Raw genomic sequence first — 20,344 nt, 5'->3', positions numbered from 1 at the left:
CGTTGAGACGAGTAAGCGCACGTTCGGCCACCGGCGGCACGTCGCCAAGCGGACGTCGCCCAGCCGAAGAGCTTGAACTGACGCGCGAAGGCCGCTCCCACGAACTGTGGGAGCGGCCTTCGCGCGTGGGAGACGTCAGAGGCGCTCGGCCGGGATCACTCCGAGGCGACCTGCCTGGAAGTCCTCGAAGGCCTGCTGGAGCTCGGCGCGGGTGTTCATGACGAACGGCCCGTAGTGCGCGATCGGCTCGTTGATCGGCTGTCCGCCCAGCAGAACGACCTCCAGGGCGGGCTTGTTGGAGTCCTGCGCGGCGTCGGCGGCCAGCGTGATGCTGGAGCCCTTGCCGTACACGGCGAGCTGCGCGCCCTTGATCGGACGGTCGTGCGCGCCGACCGTGCCGTTCCCCGCGAGCACGTACGCGAGGCCGTTGAAGGACGGGTTCCACGGCAGCGTCAGGCGGGCTCCGGGGCTGACCGTCGCGTGGATCATCGTGATCGGCGTGTGCGTGGAGCCGGGCCCGCGGTGGCCGTCCAGCTCGCCCGCGATGACCCGCAGCAGCGCGCCGCCGTCGGGAGTGGTCAGCAGGGTGATGTGGTCGCCGGTGATGTCCTGGTAGCGGGGCGCGATCATCTTGTCCTTGGCGGGGAGGTTCACCCACAGCTGGAGCCCGTGGAAGAGGCCGCCGCTCATGACGAGGTGCTCCGGCGGGGCCTCGATGTGCAGGAGGCCCGCGCCCGCGGTCATCCACTGGGTGTCGCCGGGGCCGATCTTGCCGCCGCCTCCGGCGGTGTCCTGGTGGTGGAACTCGCCGTCGATGAGGTAGGTGACGGTCTCGAAGCCGCGGTGCGGGTGCCAGGGGGTGCCCTTGGGCTCGCCCGGCGCGTAGTCCACCTCGCCCATCTGGTCCATCATGATGAACGGGTCGAGGTGGCGCGGGTGCACTCCGGAGAAGGCGCGGTGGACCGGGAAGCCCTCGCCTTCGAAGCCCTTGGGGGCGTTGGTCACGCCGAGCACGGGCCGCGGGGTGTCGTTCACGGGGTCGGGAACGGGGACGCGCGGCAGGGCGAGAGGGTTCTCCACGGTGACGGCCGGCATGGGCCCTCCTTCGGGCTCGGTGGCGCTGGAGTGTTCGGTACCCGCTCCAACATGTTGAATTTTAAACTTATTCCGCGGCGGTGGCCAGCCCCGGTATCCCGTCATCGAATCTCAGATGGGGACGAAGACGACCAGTCGCTTGGGGTGCTTCGTGAAGACGATCGGTGTCCGAGCGTCCTCCGTTTCACCGTCATGGGCCACACGGAGATCACCGCGGGAGTCGACCGTCACCGACTCCACGAGGCGGTATTCGTAGTCGGAGAACGGCCAGAACCGCCCGGTCAGCACGACCGCCAGCGCGCGTATCCGCCGTAGGTGCCGCTTCACCGACACCAGGCGGACGTCCAGCAGCCCGTCGGTGAGGTTGTCGCGGCTGGTCGGGACGGCTCCGCGAGTCCCGTACTGGCAGTTGCCGATGAACGCCAACCACACCTGGCGCGGCTCCCCATTCACCATGACGTCCACCGGAGTGGCATGACGCAGCACCCGGAAGGCCGAGACGGCCAGCGCGGGCCACTTGCCGATCCGCTTCTCCATCCCTTCTCGGCGGTCCACGAGTTCGGAGTAGGCCCCGAAGCTGGCGGTGTTGAGGAACGGCACGTCGTTCAAGGCGGCGATGTCCACGTGTGCCACGCTGCCGCTCCAGTAGGCGTCCAGCGCATCCGCGACCGTCTCTATGCCGAGCGTCTTGGCGAAGTGGTTGAGCGTTCCCAGCGGCAGGACGAGCAGGGGGACGTCGTGGCGCAGGGCCGCCGCGGCCGCCGCGCCGACCGTTCCGTCGCCGCCGCAGACGGCGAGGATCTCGGCGCGTCGTGCGGCGTCCTCCAGCTTCGCCTCGAGGTCGTCCTGGCAGTCCACGAACTCGGCGCGGGGCAGTTCGGTGCGGAGGTCGGTGATCGTCTCCGGGTCGTTGTTGGAGACCACGATGACGCCCGCGCCCTGCGGATCGCGGAGCTCGATCTCCCTGGTGAGGTTCGCCACGCGGGCCGGCGCCCGGGTGGGCCACACCAACCGGGTCACCAGCCCCGAGACGACGCCGGAGAAGACCCCGGCCAGCACGTCTCCCGGGTAGTGGGCGCCGGTATAGACACGGCTGAAAGCCACGGATGCCGCAAGTCCGAGAACGGGCAAAGTAACCCTTTTGGGTGTTTCCAGGGCGATGGCAGTGGCGAACGCCGCGGCCGAGGCGGAGTGGCCGGAGGGAAAAGAGGGCGAACTGGGGATGCGGCGAATCCGTATCGGAGGCACGTTATGGAGGAGCGGACGCCTCCGCCGAAACAACTGTTTACCCACCAGATTGATCGAGGGACTTGCAAGTCCGATCGCGATCACTCCGCGCAACGCCCCGCGGCGCAGCGCGGGAATTCCCGTCGAGCCCAGAGCCCCCGCCAGGCCGAACCAGAGCACCCCCCGGTCGGCGGCCTTCGACAGCCGGGGCAGCACGAATTCCAGCCCCCGCAGCCGGGCGGCCGCCACCCTGTCGAACGCCCGGCGATCGATTTCGGCCAGGTCCATGCGCGTCGTATCCCCGTAAGGGAACCGTTTCTACCGTGTGAATCGTCACAGGCTGTGTCATCATTCGATGATCTAGACAAGGAAGGGAGCGCCATTTTGACAGTCGACGGCCTGCTCACCGCTTTCCGTACGATCGACGTCCAGGAGAAGGGCCGGCTCGATCTTGTCGGGTTCACCATGGTCCTGGACGAACTGGGCCTGGTGTGGAGCAAGGCCGAGACGCAGGAGCGCTTCGAACGTGCGGACACCAACTACGACGGGTACATCACGTTCGACGAGCTCGAGAGGATGCTCGACACCCTCTGAGTCGTCCACAGGTCCTGCCACGGGAACGGTCCCGGCTCCCTAGACTGGCCGGGTGACTTCCCCCGGAGCGCAGGACGCGCTGGACGCACTCAGACGCGTCTTCGGCTATGACTCCTTCCGGCCAGGCCAGCAGGAGATCATCGAACACGTCGTCGCCGGCGGCGACGCGTTGGTCCTCATGCCGACCGGCGGCGGCAAGTCCCTGTGCTACCAGATCCCGGCGCTGGTCCGGCCCGGCGTCGGGGTGGTGGTCTCGCCGCTGATCGCGCTCATGCAGGACCAGGTCGACGCCCTGCGCGCCCTGGGCGTGCGCGCGGCCTTCCTGAACTCCACGCAGAACCTCGACCAGCGGCGCGAGGTGGAGCGCGCCTTCCGCGCGGGCGAGCTGGACCTGCTGTACCTCGCCCCCGAGCGGCTGCAGCTGGACTCCACCGCCCAGCTGTTCGACCAGGGCAAGATCGCGCTGTTCGCGATCGACGAGGCGCACTGCGTCTCCCAGTGGGGCCACGACTTCCGGCCCGACTACCTCGCCCTGTCGATGCTGCACGAGCGCTGGCCGGACGTGCCGCGGGTGGCGCTGACGGCGACCGCCACCGAGGCCACCCACACCGAGATCGCCGAACGGCTGGGCCTGAAGGACGCGCGGCACTTCGTCGCCAGCTTCGACCGCCCCAACATCCAGTACCGCATCGTCCCCAAGAACAGCCCGACCAAGCAGCTGCTGGAGCTGCTGCGCACCGAGCACCCGGGCGACGCGGCGATCGTCTACTGCCTGTCGCGCGCCTCGGTGGAGAAGACCGCGGAATTCCTGGCGAACAACGGCGTCCCGGCGCTGCCCTACCACGCGGGCCTCGACGCGGGCACCAGGGAGCGCCACCAGTCCCGCTTCCTGCGCGAGGACGGCCTGGTGGTCGTGGCGACGATCGCGTTCGGCATGGGCATCGACAAGCCGGACGTGCGCCTCGTCGCCCACCTGGACCTGCCCAAGTCGATCGAGGGCTACTACCAGGAGACGGGCCGCGCCGGCCGCGACGGCCTGCCGTCCACGGCGTGGATGGCCTACGGGCTCGCCGACGTCGTGCAGCAGCGCAAGATGATCGACTCCTCCGACGGCGACTTCGCCCACCGGCGTTCGGCCACGCTCCACCTCGACGCGATGCTGGCCCTGTGCGAGACGGTCACGTGCCGCCGGACGCAGCTGCTCGCCTACTTCGGCGAGGGCGGCGGGCAGCCGTGCGGCAACTGCGACACCTGCCTGGCCCCGCCGGAGTCCTGGGACGGCACGATCGCCGCGCAGAAGTTCCTCTCGGCCGTCTTCCGGCTGAAGAACGAGCGCAACCAGAAGTTCGGCGCCGGTCAGATCATCGACGTCCTGCTCGGCAAGGAGACCGAGAAGGTCAAGCAGTACCGCCACGACGAGCTGACGGTCTTCGGCATCGGCAAGGAGCTGCGCGAGGCGGAGTGGCGCGGCGTCGTCCGCCAGCTCCTGGCGCACGGCCTGCTCGGCGTGGAGGGCGACTACGGCACCCTGGTGCTCACCGACGCCAGCGCCGAGGTCCTGGGCCGCCGCCGGGAGGTCCACCTGCGCCGCGAACCCGAACGCCCCGCCAAGATCGCCAAGTCCGCCCGCACCTCGTCCGCCGCCCCCGTCGACCTCGCCGAGGCCGACAAGCCGGTCTTCGAGCGCCTGCGCGCCTGGCGCGCCGCCACCGCCAAGGAGCAGGGCGTCCCCGCCTACGTCGTCTTCCACGACGCCACCCTCCGCGAGATCGCCTCCCGCCGCCCCGCCGCCCTCGCCGAACTGGGCACCATCAGCGGCATCGGCGAGAGCAAACTCGACCGCTACGGCGAACAGGTCCTGGAAGTCCTCGCCGAGTCCTGACCCTCTGGATCCCCCCGAACAGAGCCCCGCCCTGCGGGACGACCGCAGCACCGGGCGGATGCGTCTTCCGCACGGCTTTCCGCGCCGTGAGGCGGCCGGGCCGACGGTGCGGAGAAGTCGTTTCCTCCGGCGGCCGTTCATGCCCGTTGAACAGCGCCGATTGAGTGGAAGGGAGGGCGGGTCAGGGCGTCTGCTGGGCGATTTGGGCCAGGAAGGCGGTGTTGGACGGGGTCTCCTGGATTTTGTCGCGGAGGAGTTCGAGGGCCTGGCGGTCGTCGAGGGCGTGGAGGACGCGGCGGAGGCGGGTGGTGAGGTCGTGTTCGACGGGGGAGAGGAGGAGGTCCTCGCGGCGGGTGCCGGAGGCGGCGAGGTCGATGGCGGGGAAGAGGCGCTGGTCGGCGAGCCTGCGGGAGAGGCGGAGCTCCATGTTGCCGGTGCCCTTGAACTCCTCGAAGAAGACCTCGTCCATGCGGGAGCCGGTCTCGACGAGGGCGGTGGCGAGGATGGTGAGGGAGCCGCCTTCGGCGAGGGCGCGGGCGGCGCCGAAGAAGCGCTTCGGCGGGTAGAGGGCGGTGGTGGCCACGCCTCCGGCGAGGATGCGGCTGGAGGACGGGGCGAGGAGGTTGTGGGCGCGGCCGAGCCGGGTGAGGGAGTCGAGCAGGATGACCACATCGCGGCCCTGCTCGACGAGCCGCTTGGCGCGTTCGACGGCGAGCTCGGCGACGGCGACGTGCTCGGCGGGCGGCCGGTCGAACGTCGAGGCGGCCAGTTCCGCGCCGGGGATCTTGCGCCGCAGGTCCGAGACCTCTTCGGGGCGCTCGTCGACCAGCAGCAGGATCAGGTGGCATTCGGGGTGGTTGGCGGTGATCGCCTGGGCGATCTCCTGGAGGATGACGGTCTTGCCGGCCTTGGGCGGGGCGACGATGAGTCCGCGCTGGCCCTTGCCGACGGGGGCGACGAGGTCGATGATCCGGCCGGTGCGGCCCGGCCCGAGGTGCAGCCGCCGGGCGGGGTGCACGGGCGTGAGGCGGGCGAAGTCGGGCCGGTCCCGCCGCGGCGGCGAGTCCACGGTGGCCAGGACGTTCCTGCCGCCCCGGCCCGGCAAGCCGCCCCGGCCCGGCGAGCCGCCGCGCTCGGCGGGAGCACCGCGCTCGGCGGAGCCGCCGCGCCCCGCGGAGCCGTCGTGCCCCTGCGGGCCGCTCCGGCCCTGCGGCCTGGCGGTGCCCGTCACGTGGTCGCCGGAGCGCAGGCCGTACCTGCGGACGAGGGCGAGCGGCACCTGGACGTCGTCGGGGCCCGGCGCGTAGCCGTCCACCCGGAGGTGGGCGTTCTTGTCGGTGACGGCCAGCGTCCCCTGCACGGGAACGGCGGCGGTGGGAATGAGGGTTTTCTCTGAGATGAGGGTCATGGGCTGTCCCAGGGGAGACGGCACGCGAAAGTCGTTTTTCGCGGTGCAGACGAAGGCGCTGCGCGAAGAGGAGCGCGATGCGCGCGGGGATCGGCGTCGAGCCGAGAGAAGAAAGGCGGTTCGCTGGATCAGCGGAAGGAAACCACGCCTCCCCTGGAGGATAACACGCCCCGCGCGCTGCTCGTCACACCAGTTTGGCGTGGTCCCAGGAGGTGATCTTCGTGGGCTCCAGGATGACGACGACGCGCTTGCGCATCATGTGCAGGATGCCCTCGACGATGGCGGGGTCGGCGTCGGCGGGGTCCTTCGGCGGCTCCATGCCGATGATCTGGTGCCCGACGACGATGCCGACCGGGTGGAGGACCTCGGGGTCGTCGGTGATCACGACGTTGCCGGTGAGGCTGGCGCCGCGCAGCTCGTTGTAGTCGGTGCCGGCCTCCACCAGGCAGGTCATCACGGGGTTGCGCTGGAGGTTGCGCACCTTCTGCGAGTTCTTGTACGTGGTGAAGGCGATCTTGCCGTTCCACAGCGTGTAGAACATCGTGACCAGGTGGGGCGCGCCGTCCTTGCCGATGGTGGCGATCTGGACCTTGCGCTCGGCCGCCAGGAACGCGTCCAGCTCCTCGTCGGTCATCTTGATCGCGTCGCGTTTGCTCATGGGGGGAGTCTCCGAATCAGGTTAGATAATTCGTGCCCAGCGTAGGCACAACGGACCCGGCGCGGAAGGCCTCAGCACAGCGCACGGGCGGTCAGCGCCGCCGCCAGCAGCCGGAACCCCTCGGCTCCGGACGGGTCGAGGCCGGTGAGGGCGGCGATGTTGCGCAGCCGGTAGTCCAGGGTGTTGCGGTGCACCTGGAGATCCAGGGCGGACTGCCGCCGGTTGTGGCCGTTGCGGACGTAGACGCGCAGCGTGTCCATCAGTTCGGGACGCTCGTCCAGCGGATCCAGCTTGGCGGCCAACTGCGCCAGAGCGTTGCCGGGACGGGCCAGCTGGTACTCCAGCAGCACGTCCGCCATCCGGTACAGCCCCGGAGGCCGCCCCAATCGAGCGACGAGTTCGGCCACCTCAGTGGCCTCCCGCAACGCCACCGGCACGTTCTCCGTCCTCTCGGCCAGCGCCGCGGAGACCGTCACCGGATGCTCCGACGAGGAGACGACCCCCGCTACGAGCTCGTCCAGTCGTAGATCGGCCCGCACAGGCAGCAGAGCCGTCCCTGTGCCGCCGTCGAATCTGGCGAGTACCCGCGCTTCGGCATAGGCGTCCAGCGCCGATTGCGATGCCGTGAGATCCCCGTCTTCCGTCGTCCGCAAGACGAGCACCTCGTAGGAGGCGGCCAACGGAACCCCCGCCCCACTGGCCAACTCCCCGGCTGGAGCCCCCGAAAGCAGAGCTTCAAGCATCGCGCGACGTGCTTCCTGCTGTTCCCCGTGCCGCTGCACATGTGCCAACGTCACCGCAGGCGTGGCCGAACGCAGATAACCGAACAGATGTAGCCCCAGAGCCCCCAATTCTTCGGCCTCGTCAGGCCGCGCCTCCTCCATGAGGGCCTTCCAGCACAACTCGACGGCCAGGAGGTAGGCGGTGAGCACCGCCTCCAGCGGCACCCCCTGCTCGGCCCGCCGCGCCGACCACGCGATGACCTCCGCGCGTTCTTCGGCGTTGAAGGAGCGCCGTTCCTCCAGCACCCGCAGGGAGATCCGCAGGTTCGCCTCTATCGCCTGCCGCAGCGGCCCGTCCAGGACGGCCTGCGGCTGCTCGGCGTAGAACGGGACCTGTCGCCGCAGTTCCTCCGACAGGCGCGACGTGAGTTCGGGGAGCCGTCCCGCCAGCCACCTGTGAAGCCGAAGTTCGCTCATTGCTCCGATGCTGGCCCACGGCTCTCCCGTTGGTCCATGGGCGCACCGCACGTCGCGAGGCGCTCGCATTGTGCATGTGCCCAATGCCCGCGGCCGCGTCCTCAGGCGGTCGCTGGACGGTGGAGCGCTCTGGCGTGGGCGATTGTGCGTCCGCCCAATCGCGCCTCTTGATCCAGGTCCGACGCCTATCGCCTGGACCGGTGCGCAACACGCATCCTCCTTGCACCGTCTGTGAGGAGGATCATGTTGAAACCGCCAGATGTGCGGGCGCAAGCGGCTCTGTCCGTGCGGGACCTGACGGTCTCCTACGGGCGCGCCGTACGTGCACTGCACGAGGTCTCCCTGGACGTGCCGCAAGGTGAGATCGTCACCGTTCTCGGCGCCAACGGCGCCGGCAAGACGACGTTGATGCGCGCCATCTCCGGCACGCTGCGCTTCCACGGCGGTGTCGTCTCCTCCGGGAAGGTCACGTACTCGGGCGTCAGCCTGAACACGTCCCCCGCGCACCGCATCGTCGAGACCGGCATCGTCCAGGCACCCGAAGGACGCCGTGTCTTCGGCCGTATGACGGTCGAGGAGAACCTGAAGGTCGGCGGATTCCACGCCCCGGAGTCCACCAAGAAGCGGGTCTTCGACCTGTTCCCCGTCCTCGCCGAGCGCCGTAAGCAGCGTGCCTCACTGCTCTCCGGCGGCGAGCAGCAGATGCTCGCGATGGGCCGCGCGCTGATGGCGCGCCCGAAAGTCCTCCTGCTGGACGAGCCGACGCTGGGTCTGGCCCCGCTGATGGCCCAGACCATCGCCAGGACGGTCAAGGAGATCAACGAGCAGGGCACGTCGGTCCTGCTGGTGGAGCAGAACGCGGCGCTGGCGCTGCGGCTGGCCGACTACGCCTACGTGCTGGACGTCGGGCAGGTCGCCCTGCGCGGCCCCGCGGCCGAACTGGCCGCCAGCGACGAGGTCCGCCAGCGCTACCTGGGCATCGTCGACGAGCAGATCCCGGTCGCCTTCGGCACCCGAACGCTGTCGAGGTGGGAAGGATGACCGCGATACCGGAACTGGTGGTCAAGGACCTGACGGTCAGGTTCGCCGGGCTCGTTGCGCTCGATTCGGTGAGCTTCACCGTGCACCCCGGGACGCTCCACGCGGTGATCGGACCCAACGGAGCCGGGAAATCCACCTGCTTCAACGTCCTGTCAGGCGTCTACAAGGCCACTTCGGGCAGCGTTCACTTCGGCCGGCGTGACCTGACGACGATGTCTCCGCACCGCGTAGGCGCGTTGGGGATCTCGCGGACGTTCCAGAATCTGGCGCTGTCGGCGGCCCTGACGGTGGAGGACAACCTCCTTCTCGGCCGCCACAGGCTGATGAAGACGGGCATCGTCCGGGCCGGTCTGCGCTGGCCCACCGCGTTGCGCGAGGAGAAGAAGCATCGCGAACGCGTCCGGGAGATCGCCGATTTCGTGGGCGTCGCCCACCACCTGAATATCCCGGTAGGCGGGCTGCCTTACGGCGACCAGAAGCGCGTCGAACTCGCCCGCGCCCTGTGTGGAGAGCCGCGCCTTCTGATGCTGGACGAGCCCGTGGCCGGCATGAACGCCACCGAACGGCTGAGCATGGCGGGCCTCATCGTCTCCGTACGGGAGGCGCTGGGGATCTCCGTCCTGCTGGTCGAACACGACATGGGCATGGTGATGCGCCTCGCGGACGAGGTCACCGTCCTGGACTTCGGCAAGCGCATCGCCACCGGGACGCCCGCGGAAGTCCAGGAGAACCCCGAGGTGCTGCGGGCCTACCTGGGAGAGGAGGTCTCATGACGAGGCTGCTGGAACTGCTCATCAACGGCCTGAGCCTCGGCGCCGTGTACGCGCTCATCGCGCTCGGCTTCGTGGTCATCTTCAAGGCCACCGAGGTGGTGAACTTCGCGCACGCCTCCCTGCTGCTCCTGGGCGGCTACGTGACGGCCGTCCTCCACGACGACTTCGGCTTCGTCGGGGCGCTGGCCACCGGCATCGTCGTGGCGGCCGCGGTCGGCGCGCTCGTGGAGTTCGTCCTGCTGCGGCGCGCCAAGGCGCGCCGTGACGTGATCGCGATCGCGACGATCGGCATCGACATCGTGCTGACGGCCGAGCTGAGCAGGCGCCTGGGCACGTCCGTCCTGGCGCTCGGCGACCCGTGGGGCGACAAGGTCGTGCAGTTCGGCGGCATCACGATCGCCCAGACGCGGGTCGCCGCGCTGGTCGTCGCCGCCGTGCTGATCGCCCTGTTCCTCACGGCGTTCAAGTACACCCCGTGGGGCATCTCGATGCGGGCGGTGGCCGAGGACTCCGAGACCGCGGCCCTCATGGGCATCCGCCTGGGCCGCATCTCGATGTCGGCGTGGTGCGTGGCCGGCGCGCTGGCCGCCGTCGCCGCGGTCTTCATCGCCGCCTTCCCCACGCCCGGCCTGGACCGCACGACGTCGCTGGTGGCGTTGAAGGCCTTCCCGGCGGCGATCCTCGGCGGCCTCGACTCCATGACGGGCGCCCTGGTCGGCGGCCTGCTCATCGGCCTCACCGAGTCGCTGGTCGGCGGCTACCAGAACGACCTGACGTTCCTGGGCCGCGGCCTCGGCGACGTCGCCCCCTACGCCGTCATGATCGCCATCCTGCTGATCCGGCCCTCCGGCCTCTTCGGCACCCGGGAGGTCTCCCGTGTCTAAGCTGCGCTGGGCGCCTCTTCTGCTGCTCCTTCTCCCGCCCTTCTACCTGGACGCGTTCTGGCTGCACGCGGGCCTGTTCGCGATGGCCGCCGCGATCGGCGCGATCGGCCTGAACCTGCTCACCGGCTCGACGGGCCAGCTGTCGATGGGCCACTCGTTCTTCCTCGCGGTCGGCGCGTACGGGTACGTGTACTTCGCCGGGGAGTCCGACGGGCACGTGGCGGGGCTGGGCCTGCCCACGCCGCTGGCCGCGGTGCTCGCCGTCGTGCTGGCGGGCCTGGCCGGGCTGGCGTTCAGCCCGATCTCCGGCCGGCTGTCGGGGGTGTACCTCGGCATCGCCTCCCTCGGGCTGATCTTCGTGGGGCAGCACGTGCTGTTCAACTTCGAGAAGGTCACCGGCGGGTACAACGGCCGCTCCGTGGAGCCGATGCGGCTCCTCGGCCTCCCGTTCGACGGCTCCACCGACCTCGTCGTGCTGGGCGTGCCGTTCGGCGCCGAGGAGCGGTTGTGGTTCCTCGGCCTCGTCCTGCTCGGCCTGGCCGCCTGGTTCGCGAACGGGGTGCTGCGCGGCCGTCCCGGGCGCGCGATGAACCTCGTCCGCGACCAGCAGATCGCCGCGGGCGTGCTCGGCGTGCCCGTCGCCCGGGTGCGCGGCGCGGTGTTCACGCTCTCGTCGATGTACGCCGGGCTCGCCGGCGTGCTGCTGGCGCTGGCGTTCCAGCGGGCCGTGCCCGACTACTTCGGCGTGATGCTGGCCTTCGAGTACCTCGCCATGATCGTCATCGGCGGCCTCGGCTCGGTGAACGGCGCGATCATCGGCGCGGCGTTCGTCACCCTCCTTCCGCAGCTGCTCACCCGCTACGCCGACGCCCTCCCGATGGTCGCGGCGGTCGGCGGCGAGGGCGTCGCCCCCTCCGACGCGGCCCGCTACCTGTACGGCGGCGCCGTCGTGCTCATCGTCCTCTTCCTGCCCGCGGGCCTCTCCGGCCTGCGTGTCCCCTTCCTCACCCCCCGCAAGGAGACCACCCCGTGAAACTCCGCACCCTCTTCGCCGGCCTGGCCGTCCTGGCCGTCACCGCCTCGGGCTGCAGCACCAAGTCCGCCGACAACGGCGACGGCACCGACTCCAGCGGCGTCAAGACCGGCCCCGGCGTCACCGCCGACAAGATCACCCTCGGCGCCCTCACCGACATGACCGGCGTCTACGCCACCCTCGGCAAGAGCATCACCCAGGCCCAGCAGCTGTACTTCGAGCAGCTCAACCAGGCCGGCGGCGTCTGCGGACGGAACGTGGAGCTGCTCGTGCGCGACCACGGCTACGACGTCCAGAAGGCGGTCGGCGCGTACTCCGAGCTCCAGTCGAAGATCGCGGGCCTCCCGCAGGTCATCGGCTCCCCGATCATGGCGGCCATCGCCGAGAACGTCGCCAAGGACAAGGTCCTGACGATCCCCGCGGCCTGGCCGTCCCAGCTGCTGAAGGTTCCCTACGTCCAGATCGTCGGCGGCACCTACGAGCTGGAGATGATCAACGGCGTCGACTTCCTGGTGCGCGAGAAGGGCCTGAAGAAGGGCGACAAGATCGGCCACGTCTACTTCGAGGGCGAGTACGGCGAGAGCGCGCTGGCCGGCGCGAAGTTCGCCGCCGAGAAGGCCGGCCTGACCATCGTCGAGCAGCGCATCAAGCCCACCGACAACGACATGACGTCGCAGGTCAGCGCGCTGAAGTCCGAGGGCGTCAAGGCGATCCTCATCAGCGCGGGCCCCCGCCAGTCCGCGTCGCTGGCGGGCGTCGCCGCCGCGGGCGGCCTCAACGTCCCGATCGTCTCCAACAACCCCGGCTACAGCCCGCAGCTGCTGGGCACCCCGGCCGCCAAGGCCCTCGAGGCCAACTTCTACTACATCAGCGCCACCCAGCCGCCCAGCGCGGACGCCCCCGCGATGACCAAGCTGGTCGGCGACTACACGAAGAAGTACCCGAAGGACACCTTCGACGGCGGCGCCACGTTCGGCTACGTCTCCGCGAAGGTCTTCGGCGAGTCCCTGAAGAAGGCCTGCGAGTCCAAGGACCTGACCCGCGAGGGCATCTACAAGGCCCTCCAGACGCAGTCGGCCTTCGACAGCGAGGGCCTCATGCCGGTCCTGGACTTCTCCAAGCCCGGCCAGGTCGGCACCCGCGAGTCCATCATCCAGCGCCCCGACAGCAAGGCCAAGGGCGGTCTCGTCGAGGCCACCGAGCCCTTCACCTCGGACGCGGCCAAGGAGTTCCAGCTCGGCTGAGTCCCTGTAGGCCAGCGCCCGCCGGGTCGGGGCCCGGCGGGCGCTGTTCTGTCCAAAAAGTTGGGACAAAAGGGGAACCGTAATGATCACGTGATACGTCTGACGGGCGAGAAGAAAGGACGTGCCGATGACCCTCGCCGAGGAGTTCCTGCTGCTGGCCCTGCACGAGGAGAAGGGGAAGCCCCTCGTCTCCACCCTGTACGTCGAGTACGGGCTGGTGGGCTCCGTCCTCGCGGAGCTGGCCCTGGCGGGTCGCATCGGCTTCGACAAGGACAAGCTCCTCGTCCTGGACCCGGCGCCCGTCGGCACCGCCGAGGAGGACGCCGCCCTGGCCCGCCTGGCGGGGGAGGCGAAGGTCCGCCGCGCCTACTGGTGGGCCGGCAAGCTCAAGTCCGGCCTCCGCCAGCGCACCCTCACCCGCCTGGTCGAGGCGGGCGTCCTGAACGAGGAGCAGCGCACCGTCCTGGGCGTCTTCCCCACCACCCGCCACCCCGAGGCGAACCCGCTCCCCGAGCAGGAGCTCCGTGCCCGCCTCGCCGCGGTCCTGGACGGAGCCCCCGCCGACGCCCGTTCCGCCGCGCTCCTGGCGATCGTCCAGGCCTGCCACCTGAACCGCCACGTCTTCCCGGATGTCGACAAGAAGCAGTACAAGCGCCGCGTCGAGGCCTTCGCCGAGGACAACGAGGTGGGCGAGGTGGTCAAGAAGACGATCCAGCAGATCGAGGGCGCGATGGTCGCTCTCATGGTGGCCGCTACCGCGGGAGCCGCCGCGGGCGGCTGACCGACCCGCCGAAGCCGCCGACGGCGAAGCCCCCGGGATTCCCCGGGGGCTTCGCTTCGTTCAGGTGGTGTCAGACGTTGGACCACCACTTGTAGGCGCCGTCGGCGTAGCCCTTCGACGTGATCCACGGCTTGTAGGTGCGGCCGGTCCGGACGTAGTAGAACTTGCCCTTCACGCGGGAGGTGATGGAGCCGTAGCCGGCGCGGCCCAGCTGCTTCTGGCCCCAGCCGCGCCAGCGGTAGGTCGCGCGGTCGTAGGTGTAGCTGCGGTACTTGGAGTTGGCCGAGACGACCTGGTAGCCGTCGTAGCACCAGTTGAGGCGGAGCTTGACCCAGATGAGCCAGCGGCCCTTCTTGCCGTTGCTCTTGATGGCGCGCAGGCCCTGCTGGCGCTCGAACCAGCGGCAGGGCGCCTTCTTGAGCACGCGCGCCTTGGCGGCGCTGTAGGGGGTTCCGTCACGCTCGGCCTGCGCGACGAGATCCGCGCCGGAGACCGTGCCCTGGCGCACGACGGTGTCCTCGACGGACGCGGTCTCCGGGGACGCGGAGGCGGGGGAACCCGCGCCGACGAGCCCGGCGACCAGGGCCGCGGACAGAGCCGCCGCAGTCGTGAAACGTCGCATGAGCGACTCCTCGCATAAAGGGTCCATAAGTTCGGGCAGGAGCGTAACAAGTCGGGTATGGCCGTTTCGGCCGACCCCGGGAATCTCGATCACGCTCAACGGAACCGGGACGTCCCGTCGGCCGCCGATGGTGCTCTGCTGCGCGCCGCGGTAGCACCGAGCGACCCGGTAGGTATGACGCGGTTTCCACTGTTCTGGTTTATGCGTCTTTTATGGTTGGCCGATCTGTGCCACGGAGGCGTCAGGCGAAGGCCGTCGCCGCCAGGGCGAGGACCGACGCGCCGAACACCACGACGTGGCGAATGTTCTGCAGCGTCCATGTCCATGCGGGGAAGCCGTCCTCGGACGCCTTGAGGAGCGCCGGCACGTCGACGCGGGCGAGCGTCGGGTCGCCCTTGCGCCGGAAGGCGGCCTGCACGGACCGCACGGCGGTCAGCTGGCTGTGCAGGATGAGGCAGTTCCCGACCAGGACGAGGGACTGGACGATCCAGGTCAGCAGTGCCGCCTGGCCGGCGCCGAAGAGGTTGAGCCCGGCCGCCACCGCCAGCACCGCGGCGACCGTCGCCGGAACCGCCGTCTCGTGCCCTCCGGCGTCGAACCGCATCCCGTTCTCGGCCAGGACGGTGGTCCGCACGTTCTGGCGCGCCAGCTCCGCCTGCGCGGAGGCCGTCGCGGCCTTCCCATAGCGGTGCCGCACCATCGGGATGCTCACGAAAGCCGCGGCGACGAGCAGCTGCATGGCGGCGACGAAAACGTTCACGGTCGGTCTCCCCACGTTCTTGAACTAAGTACAAGTCCGACGGTAGGGGTCACTTGAACTAAGTTCAAGTCCTCTCCTGAACTTTGTGCAAGTCGGCTTCCGGCGGCCTAGGGTGGGCCGCATGCCACGTGACACCCTGACCAAGGACCAGATCGTGCGGACCGCGATCGCGCTGCTCGACGAGGAGGGCCTGGAAGGCCTGAACATGCGGAGCCTGGGCAAGCGGCTCGACACGGCGGCCACGGCGGTCTACTGGCATGTCAAGAACAAGGACGACCTCGTCCTGCTCGCCGGCGACGGGGTATGGCAGGAGATCGAGCTCCCCGACCCCGACGAGGCCGACTGGCGGACGGCCGCCACGTCCTTGGCCACCGGCCTGTACGCGATGCTGTGCAGGCACCCCTGGCTGGTGCAGGCGTTCGGCTCTCACCTGTTCTACGGCGAGGGAAAAGCGCGTTACGACGACCGCAGCCTCGCCGTGTACGAGAAGGGCGGCTTCACCGGAGGCCGCGCGGACCAGGCGGTGGCCGCCGTCTTCACGTTCGTGCTCGGCAGCGTGCTGGAGGTGTCCGCCACGGCCTCACTGACACGACGGCTGAGCCGCAACGGCGGCGACGCCGAGGCGCGCTTCCAGAAGACCCTTGACAAGGCGAGCGAGGTCGCCGCGCGGTTCCCCCGGCTGCGCGCCCGCCTCGATACCCCGCAGGCCACCGGCTACGCGGCCGCCCCCGCCGAGACCTTCCGGTTCGGTCTCCACGCCCTTCTCGACGGCCTTCAGGGAGAGCTCGCGGTGTGATGCAGGGGGACTTGGCCGGAAGTGGGCGGCTTCTGGCGGTCGGGTCGGAGCGCACGGAAAGATCATGCGAATCTCATTTCTGCCCATCGCCCGAGAGCAATTCTCTGCAAGGGGAAGGACCGCCCGACATGACGACGACTCCCGAGACTCCGCTGTGGCTGCAGGGCAGGGAGGCGGTCCTCGCCGCCGCCGCACCCGAGGACTGGCGCGAAGGCACACCCGACTACCACTACTCGCACGAGATCATGCCGAAGCAGCGGTCGAGGCGACTGGAGCCGGGCTCGCTGGAAGCGGTCGTGGAGAGCATCGTCCAGGTCTTCGAAATGGAGGTCTCGCACAAGAAGGACCCCGCCACCTGGGTCTCCGTGGTGTCGGACCACTTCCGCACGAACGTCAACGGCGGCCCCTGGGCGTCGTCGGCCGACATCGCCGAACGCGGCAGCTACAACATCCTCATCGGCGACGGCCCCTTCTACCCGGCGTCCACCGAGAGCTTCGAGTCGTCCCACAAGGTCTTCCTCAAGACCTTCCCGATGGGGTTCTTCTGGGAGATGCTCGAAGTCCTCTCCCCGCCGCCCGTCGTCGCCTTCAAGTGGCGCCACTGGGGCACCTTCGAAGGCGAGTACAAGGGCTTCGCCCCCAACGGCGAGGTCATCGAGATGTTCGGCCTCAGCGTCGCCAAGGTCACCGACGACCTGCGCCTCCTGGAGGTCGAGCACTACTACGACCCGAACTCCTTCCTCGGCAAGCTCACCGGCGGCTGCCCGCTCTCCGGCTGACGCGCCCTGACGGCCTGACGGCCCCGAGGTCCGGGGCCGTCAGCGTGGCGGGCTCGGCGGCGGGGTAAGGGGCAGCGCATGACGGATCTCGCTCACACCGCCCGCCTCGACGTCCTCGTGGAGGGCTATGTACGCATTCCGCACGTCGCCGGGACGGTGAGCCTGGTCCGCGACGAGGGACGGATCATCATCGTGGATCCGGGAATGGTCGCGGACCGCGAACTCATCCTCCGGCCGCTGCGCGACCTGGGCGTCATGCCGGAGGACGTCACCGACGTCATCGTCAGCCACCACCACCTCGACCACACCGTGAACATCGCGCTGTTCCCGCAGGTCCCCGTGCACGACTTCCAGTCCGTCATCGAGGGTGATGTCTTCACGGGCCGTCCCGCCGACGGCGTCCAGATCACGCCGAGCGTGCGGCTGCTCGCCACGCCCGGCCACACCCCGCACGACATCACGACCCTCGTCGGCACGTCCGAAGGAGCGGCGGCGCTGACGCACCTGTGGTGGGCGGCCGAGGGCCCCGCCGAGGACCCTTACTCGGCAGACCGGGAGGAACTGCGCAAGCAGCGGGAACGGGTGCTGGAGCTCGCGACGTCGATCGTGCCGGGTCACGGCGCCCCGTTCCGGCCGGGCTTCTCCACACCGCTGTGAGGCCGTTCAGCCGTCCACGAGCTTCGGCGGGCTCCAGTCGAAGATCGGCGCCGTCTGCCGGATGACGGCCGCGGAGCCGAGCCGGCCGACCCCCCACATGACCGCGTCACGCAGGGCCGTCGCCAACGGCGACCGAAGCCCCACCAGCTTGGAAGCCCGATGCGAGTTCTGGACGACCATACGGGTCCTGGGAAGGCGGGCGGCCGTATAGCGGGCGAGCCCGTCCGGCCGGTCGGCCAGAGACGCGAGCACGACCGCGTCCTCGATCGCCTGACACGCGCCCTGCCCCAGATTGGGGGACATCGCGTGCGCGGCGTCCCCGAGGAACGCCACCCGGCCGACGTGGTAGGCGGGCAGCGGCTCCTCGATCCAGTAGACGTCGTTGTGCAGGATCTTCGCCGGATCGGCCGCGGCGATCAGCTCCGGAATCGGCTCGTGCCACCCGCTGAAGCGCCGCAGCAACTCGGCCCGCTCGTCCCCGAAGGTCTGCCCGGCCGGCACCACCGCACTCGCGTAGCAGTAGATCCGCTTCCCGCTCAACGGCATGACCCCGAAAACGCCGCCACGCCCCCAACTCTCGGTCGTCCGGAAACGCCTTCCCGGCTCCGGCACGACGAACCGCCACGTCGTCGACCCCGAATAGCGCGCACCCGGATGCCCGGGGAACAGCGCCTCCCGAATACTCGACCGCACCCCGTCGGCCGCCACCACGAGATCGGCTTCCAGCACTCCCGCGGAAGTCGTGACCACTCCGCTCACCGGATCCACGGAGGAGACTTCCGTCGACGTCCTGACGCTTCCCTCAGGCACCCTTGAGAGGAGCAGATCCACGAGCTCGGCCCGCAACGCGATGACGGCCAGATCCCCGTACTTCTTGCGCATCGGCGTCATGTCGGCCCGCACCAGCCACTGTCCGTTGGCCCGCCGGATCCCGCTGACCCCGTCGATGACCGCCAGCTCCCGCGCGGCCTGCCCCGCCCCGATCATGTCGAGCGCCCGCAACGCGTTGGGTCCCAGACTCAGCCCTGATCCGACCGGATCGAGGCTCTCCGCCCGCTCGCACACCGTCACGTTCCAGCCTTGGACCCGCAGAGCGGCCGCGGCGGTCAGCCCACCGATTCCGCCACCGACTACGACGGCATGCTTCGTCCCCACAGATAGCCCACCTTGCTGAAAGAGAGAGTCGCCTTCACGGCGCTCTTTTCACCGTAAGCCTGCCCGCAGAACACCTGTCATCGGGTTCTGCGGACGCGGATTTCCGCAGATGGGAGCGTGCTTCCTTCCGGTTTCCGGCGGCTCCGGCCCTATCCCGTGAGGGCCTCCTGGGCCGGGGCGCTCGGTTCCGGGACATCTGCGGCCGAACGGCGGAGCCGTACCAGCAGGGTCACGCGGGTGGCGAGCACGCCGACGTTCAGCACGGCCGCGACCGACGTCCAGGCGATCAGCGCTATCGAGTAGTAGCAGAGCTGGACGAACGTGACGTCACGCCCGCCTCCGAAGAGCAGGCCGATCAGGTTCGGAAGGGAGACCAACAGGGCCAGGGGGACGAGCCGGGGCAGCAGCCGCGGGGCGAGCCGCCAGGCCGGCGCGTCGCGGAACCGGACTGCCCAAGCCCGCGAGCGCCGCAGGTTGCGGATGCCGAGGAACACGCTCAGCAGGGTGAGAGCGCCCAGGACCAGATCGACGATGAGCCGCACCGGGGCTCCGGACGACGGCTCGCCACCTTCCACGAGGACGGCCAGTTCCTCCGCCAGCTGTCCGATGCCTTCGTTGGCGAGGCCTACGCCGCTGTTGCCGACGACCGCGATGCCGTGACCGTCGGGAAGGAGGAGGGCTTGGGCGGAGTAGGTGAACCAGATGCCGCTGTGATGGACGCGACCCTTCTGATCGGTGTCCCAGCCCATCCCGTACGTCCACCGCCGGTCCGACGAGGTGTGCATGGCCTTGACGCCGGCGTCCGAGAGAAGACGGGTACCGTTCGCTGCCACCCCCGAACCGTTCTGCACGATCAGCCATTGGGCGAGGTCGGAGGCCGTGGTGAGGACGCCATCGGAGCCGCCGACGAACCGCTTCGGCTCCGTGGCGGCGATGGACGCACCGTAGGCGTAGACGTGGCCTTTGCGGAGACCACTCGGAAGGTCGCGCGGGGTCTGGTCGATGGTCGTGGTGGCCTGCATTCCGGCGGGCTCGAACACATGGCGCTGCAGATAGTCCGCGAAAGGCTCGCCCGAGACGACTTCTACAAGGCGGGCGGCGAGGTGGTAGTTGGTGTTCGTGTAGAAGTGCTGGGTGCCGGGCTCGACGGCCAGCGTCGCAGCACGGGCCCGGGAGACGGTGCCCGCCAGGGAGTCCGGTTGAGGAAGGCTCTTCTCCGGAAGGGTGCGGTCGGTGATGCCGGACGTTTGGTTCAGAAGCTCCCGGACGGTGACGCGTGCTCCCCGGGAGTCGGAGATCCGGAAGTCGGGCAGGTAATCGCGGACGGGGGAGTCCAGTTTCACCTTGTCCGCCTCGGCCAGTTGCATCACGGCCAGCGCGGTGAACGATTTGCTGACCGAGGCGATGGGCATCAGCGTCGTCCCGGTCACCGCCTCCCCAGCTGAGTCCCGGCCATACCCGCCTGTGTGAAGGACGCGATCGCCCTTGGTGATCGCGACGACGATGCCCGGATACCCCGCCTTGTCGGCGTAGCCGCTCACGACTTTTTCAACGGCCGCCTCGTCCAGCTCCTCCTGCGCGGATACCGGCCCCGCCAGAACCACCGAACCGACGACCACCGCCCCTATGACCCGCCACCAGTTCTTACCCCGTCTCACTGCGCGCTCCGTTCGTCTCGCCGACGTCGACAACGCTAGAGATCACGGATCCCCGCCACAGGTCCCGAAAGACAACGCCCATCCCTGACTTTCGGCAG

At 69.5% G+C, this 20,344-nt stretch carries 20 protein-coding genes; 11 read left to right on the top strand and 9 right to left on the bottom strand.

The window, feature by feature from the left end:
- Positions 1-135 precede the first annotated feature (135 nt).
- The gene (locus ABD140_RS17935; RefSeq protein ID WP_344241999.1) at positions 136-1,095 is read right to left on the bottom strand and encodes a pirin family protein; all 960 of its coding nucleotides are present in this window, start codon (positions 1,093-1,095) and stop codon (positions 136-138) included.
- A gap of 111 nt (positions 1,096-1,206) precedes the next feature.
- On the bottom strand, positions 1,207-2,610 hold the full coding sequence (locus ABD140_RS17930) for a bifunctional phosphatase PAP2/diacylglycerol kinase family protein (protein WP_344241998.1): 1,404 nt from the start codon (positions 2,608-2,610) through the stop codon (positions 1,207-1,209).
- Positions 2,611-2,706: 96 nt separating this feature from the next.
- Here ABD140_RS17930 and ABD140_RS17925 point away from each other — a divergent pair, with 96 nt between their 5' ends.
- Together ABD140_RS17925 and recQ are read left to right on the top strand one after the other, a co-directional pair.
- Complete coding sequence (locus ABD140_RS17925; protein WP_106396314.1) at positions 2,707-2,916, top strand: EF-hand domain-containing protein; 210 nt, start codon at positions 2,707-2,709, stop codon at positions 2,914-2,916.
- A gap of 52 nt (positions 2,917-2,968) precedes the next feature.
- Positions 2,969-4,798: a DNA helicase RecQ gene (gene recQ / locus ABD140_RS17920; RefSeq protein WP_344241997.1), complete on the top strand. Its 1,830-nt coding sequence runs from the start codon at positions 2,969-2,971 to the stop codon at positions 4,796-4,798.
- A 181-nt stretch (positions 4,799-4,979) separates the two neighbouring features.
- On the opposite strand, the gene rho is transcribed toward recQ, so the two are convergent.
- The 3 genes from rho to ABD140_RS17905 all read right to left on the bottom strand — a co-directional run bounded on the left by rho (position 4,980) and on the right by ABD140_RS17905 (position 8,063).
- Positions 4,980-6,206 (bottom strand): transcription termination factor Rho, encoded by a 1,227-nt coding sequence (gene rho, locus ABD140_RS17915; RefSeq protein WP_344241996.1) that lies wholly within the window; start codon positions 6,204-6,206, stop codon positions 4,980-4,982.
- 184 nt (positions 6,207-6,390) lie between these two features.
- The gene (locus ABD140_RS17910; RefSeq protein ID WP_344241995.1) at positions 6,391-6,864 is read right to left on the bottom strand and encodes a pyridoxamine 5'-phosphate oxidase family protein; all 474 of its coding nucleotides are present in this window, start codon (positions 6,862-6,864) and stop codon (positions 6,391-6,393) included.
- A 71-nt stretch (positions 6,865-6,935) separates the two neighbouring features.
- Positions 6,936-8,063 (bottom strand): PucR family transcriptional regulator, encoded by a 1,128-nt coding sequence (locus tag ABD140_RS17905; RefSeq protein ID WP_344241994.1) that lies wholly within the window; start codon positions 8,061-8,063, stop codon positions 6,936-6,938.
- 243 nt (positions 8,064-8,306) lie between these two features.
- On the opposite strand from ABD140_RS17905, the gene ABD140_RS17900 reads away from it, so the two are divergent.
- The 6 genes from ABD140_RS17900 to ABD140_RS17875 all read left to right on the top strand — a co-directional run bounded on the left by ABD140_RS17900 (position 8,307) and on the right by ABD140_RS17875 (position 13,819).
- The gene (locus tag ABD140_RS17900) at positions 8,307-9,104 is read left to right on the top strand and encodes an ABC transporter ATP-binding protein (protein WP_344241993.1); all 798 of its coding nucleotides are present in this window, start codon (positions 8,307-8,309) and stop codon (positions 9,102-9,104) included.
- The gene (locus ABD140_RS17895; protein WP_344241992.1) at positions 9,101-9,877 is read left to right on the top strand and encodes an ABC transporter ATP-binding protein; all 777 of its coding nucleotides are present in this window, start codon (positions 9,101-9,103) and stop codon (positions 9,875-9,877) included. Before ABD140_RS17900 ends, ABD140_RS17895 begins: the two co-directional genes overlap by 4 nt.
- Positions 9,874-10,761, top strand: a complete 888-nt coding sequence (locus ABD140_RS17890) for a branched-chain amino acid ABC transporter permease (RefSeq protein ID WP_344241991.1) — start codon at positions 9,874-9,876, stop codon at positions 10,759-10,761. The genes ABD140_RS17895 and ABD140_RS17890 overlap by 4 nt, the downstream gene beginning before the upstream one ends.
- A complete protein-coding gene (locus ABD140_RS17885) occupies positions 10,754-11,794 on the top strand; it encodes a branched-chain amino acid ABC transporter permease (RefSeq protein ID WP_344241990.1) in 1,041 nt (346 codons plus the stop codon). The genes ABD140_RS17890 and ABD140_RS17885 overlap by 8 nt, the downstream gene beginning before the upstream one ends.
- Positions 11,791-13,038 carry an ABC transporter substrate-binding protein gene (locus ABD140_RS17880; RefSeq protein WP_344241989.1) on the top strand — a complete coding sequence of 416 codons (1,248 nt, stop codon included), beginning with the start codon at positions 11,791-11,793 and terminating at the stop codon, positions 13,036-13,038. The genes ABD140_RS17885 and ABD140_RS17880 overlap by 4 nt, the downstream gene beginning before the upstream one ends.
- A gap of 127 nt (positions 13,039-13,165) precedes the next feature.
- Positions 13,166-13,819: a GOLPH3/VPS74 family protein gene (locus ABD140_RS17875; protein ID WP_344241988.1), complete on the top strand. Its 654-nt coding sequence runs from the start codon at positions 13,166-13,168 to the stop codon at positions 13,817-13,819.
- A 70-nt stretch (positions 13,820-13,889) separates the two neighbouring features.
- On the opposite strand, the gene ABD140_RS17870 is transcribed toward ABD140_RS17875, so the two are convergent.
- Both ABD140_RS17870 and ABD140_RS17865 read right to left on the bottom strand, forming a co-directional pair.
- The gene (locus tag ABD140_RS17870; RefSeq protein WP_344241987.1) at positions 13,890-14,441 is read right to left on the bottom strand and encodes a hypothetical protein; all 552 of its coding nucleotides are present in this window, start codon (positions 14,439-14,441) and stop codon (positions 13,890-13,892) included.
- Between the two features lie 241 nt (positions 14,442-14,682).
- Entirely contained in the window at positions 14,683-15,201 is a 519-nt protein-coding gene (locus tag ABD140_RS17865) for a hypothetical protein (RefSeq protein ID WP_344241986.1), read from the bottom strand.
- A 121-nt stretch (positions 15,202-15,322) separates the two neighbouring features.
- On the opposite strand from ABD140_RS17865, the gene ABD140_RS17860 reads away from it, so the two are divergent.
- The 3 genes from ABD140_RS17860 to ABD140_RS17850 all read left to right on the top strand — a co-directional run bounded on the left by ABD140_RS17860 (position 15,323) and on the right by ABD140_RS17850 (position 17,433).
- Positions 15,323-15,997 carry a TetR/AcrR family transcriptional regulator gene (locus tag ABD140_RS17860; protein WP_344241985.1) on the top strand — a complete coding sequence of 225 codons (675 nt, stop codon included), beginning with the start codon at positions 15,323-15,325 and terminating at the stop codon, positions 15,995-15,997.
- Positions 15,998-16,125: 128 nt separating this feature from the next.
- A complete protein-coding gene (locus tag ABD140_RS17855) occupies positions 16,126-16,776 on the top strand; it encodes a hypothetical protein (protein ID WP_344241984.1) in 651 nt (216 codons plus the stop codon).
- 78 nt (positions 16,777-16,854) lie between these two features.
- A complete protein-coding gene (locus ABD140_RS17850; protein WP_344241983.1) occupies positions 16,855-17,433 on the top strand; it encodes an MBL fold metallo-hydrolase in 579 nt (192 codons plus the stop codon).
- Between the two features lie 6 nt (positions 17,434-17,439).
- Here ABD140_RS17850 and ABD140_RS17845 read toward each other — a convergent pair whose 3' ends face one another.
- Positions 17,440-18,588 carry an FAD-dependent monooxygenase gene (locus ABD140_RS17845; RefSeq protein WP_344241982.1) on the bottom strand — a complete coding sequence of 383 codons (1,149 nt, stop codon included), beginning with the start codon at positions 18,586-18,588 and terminating at the stop codon, positions 17,440-17,442.
- 149 nt (positions 18,589-18,737) lie between these two features.
- On the bottom strand, positions 18,738-20,246 hold the full coding sequence (locus ABD140_RS17840; RefSeq protein WP_344241981.1) for a serine hydrolase domain-containing protein: 1,509 nt from the start codon (positions 20,244-20,246) through the stop codon (positions 18,738-18,740).
- Positions 20,247-20,344 lie beyond the last annotated feature (98 nt).

The organism is Actinocorallia libanotica (assembly GCF_039525175.1).
Taxonomy (GTDB): domain Bacteria; phylum Actinomycetota; class Actinomycetes; order Streptosporangiales; family Streptosporangiaceae; genus Actinocorallia; species Actinocorallia libanotica.
This window is presented reverse-complemented; position numbering and strand designations above follow the sequence as displayed.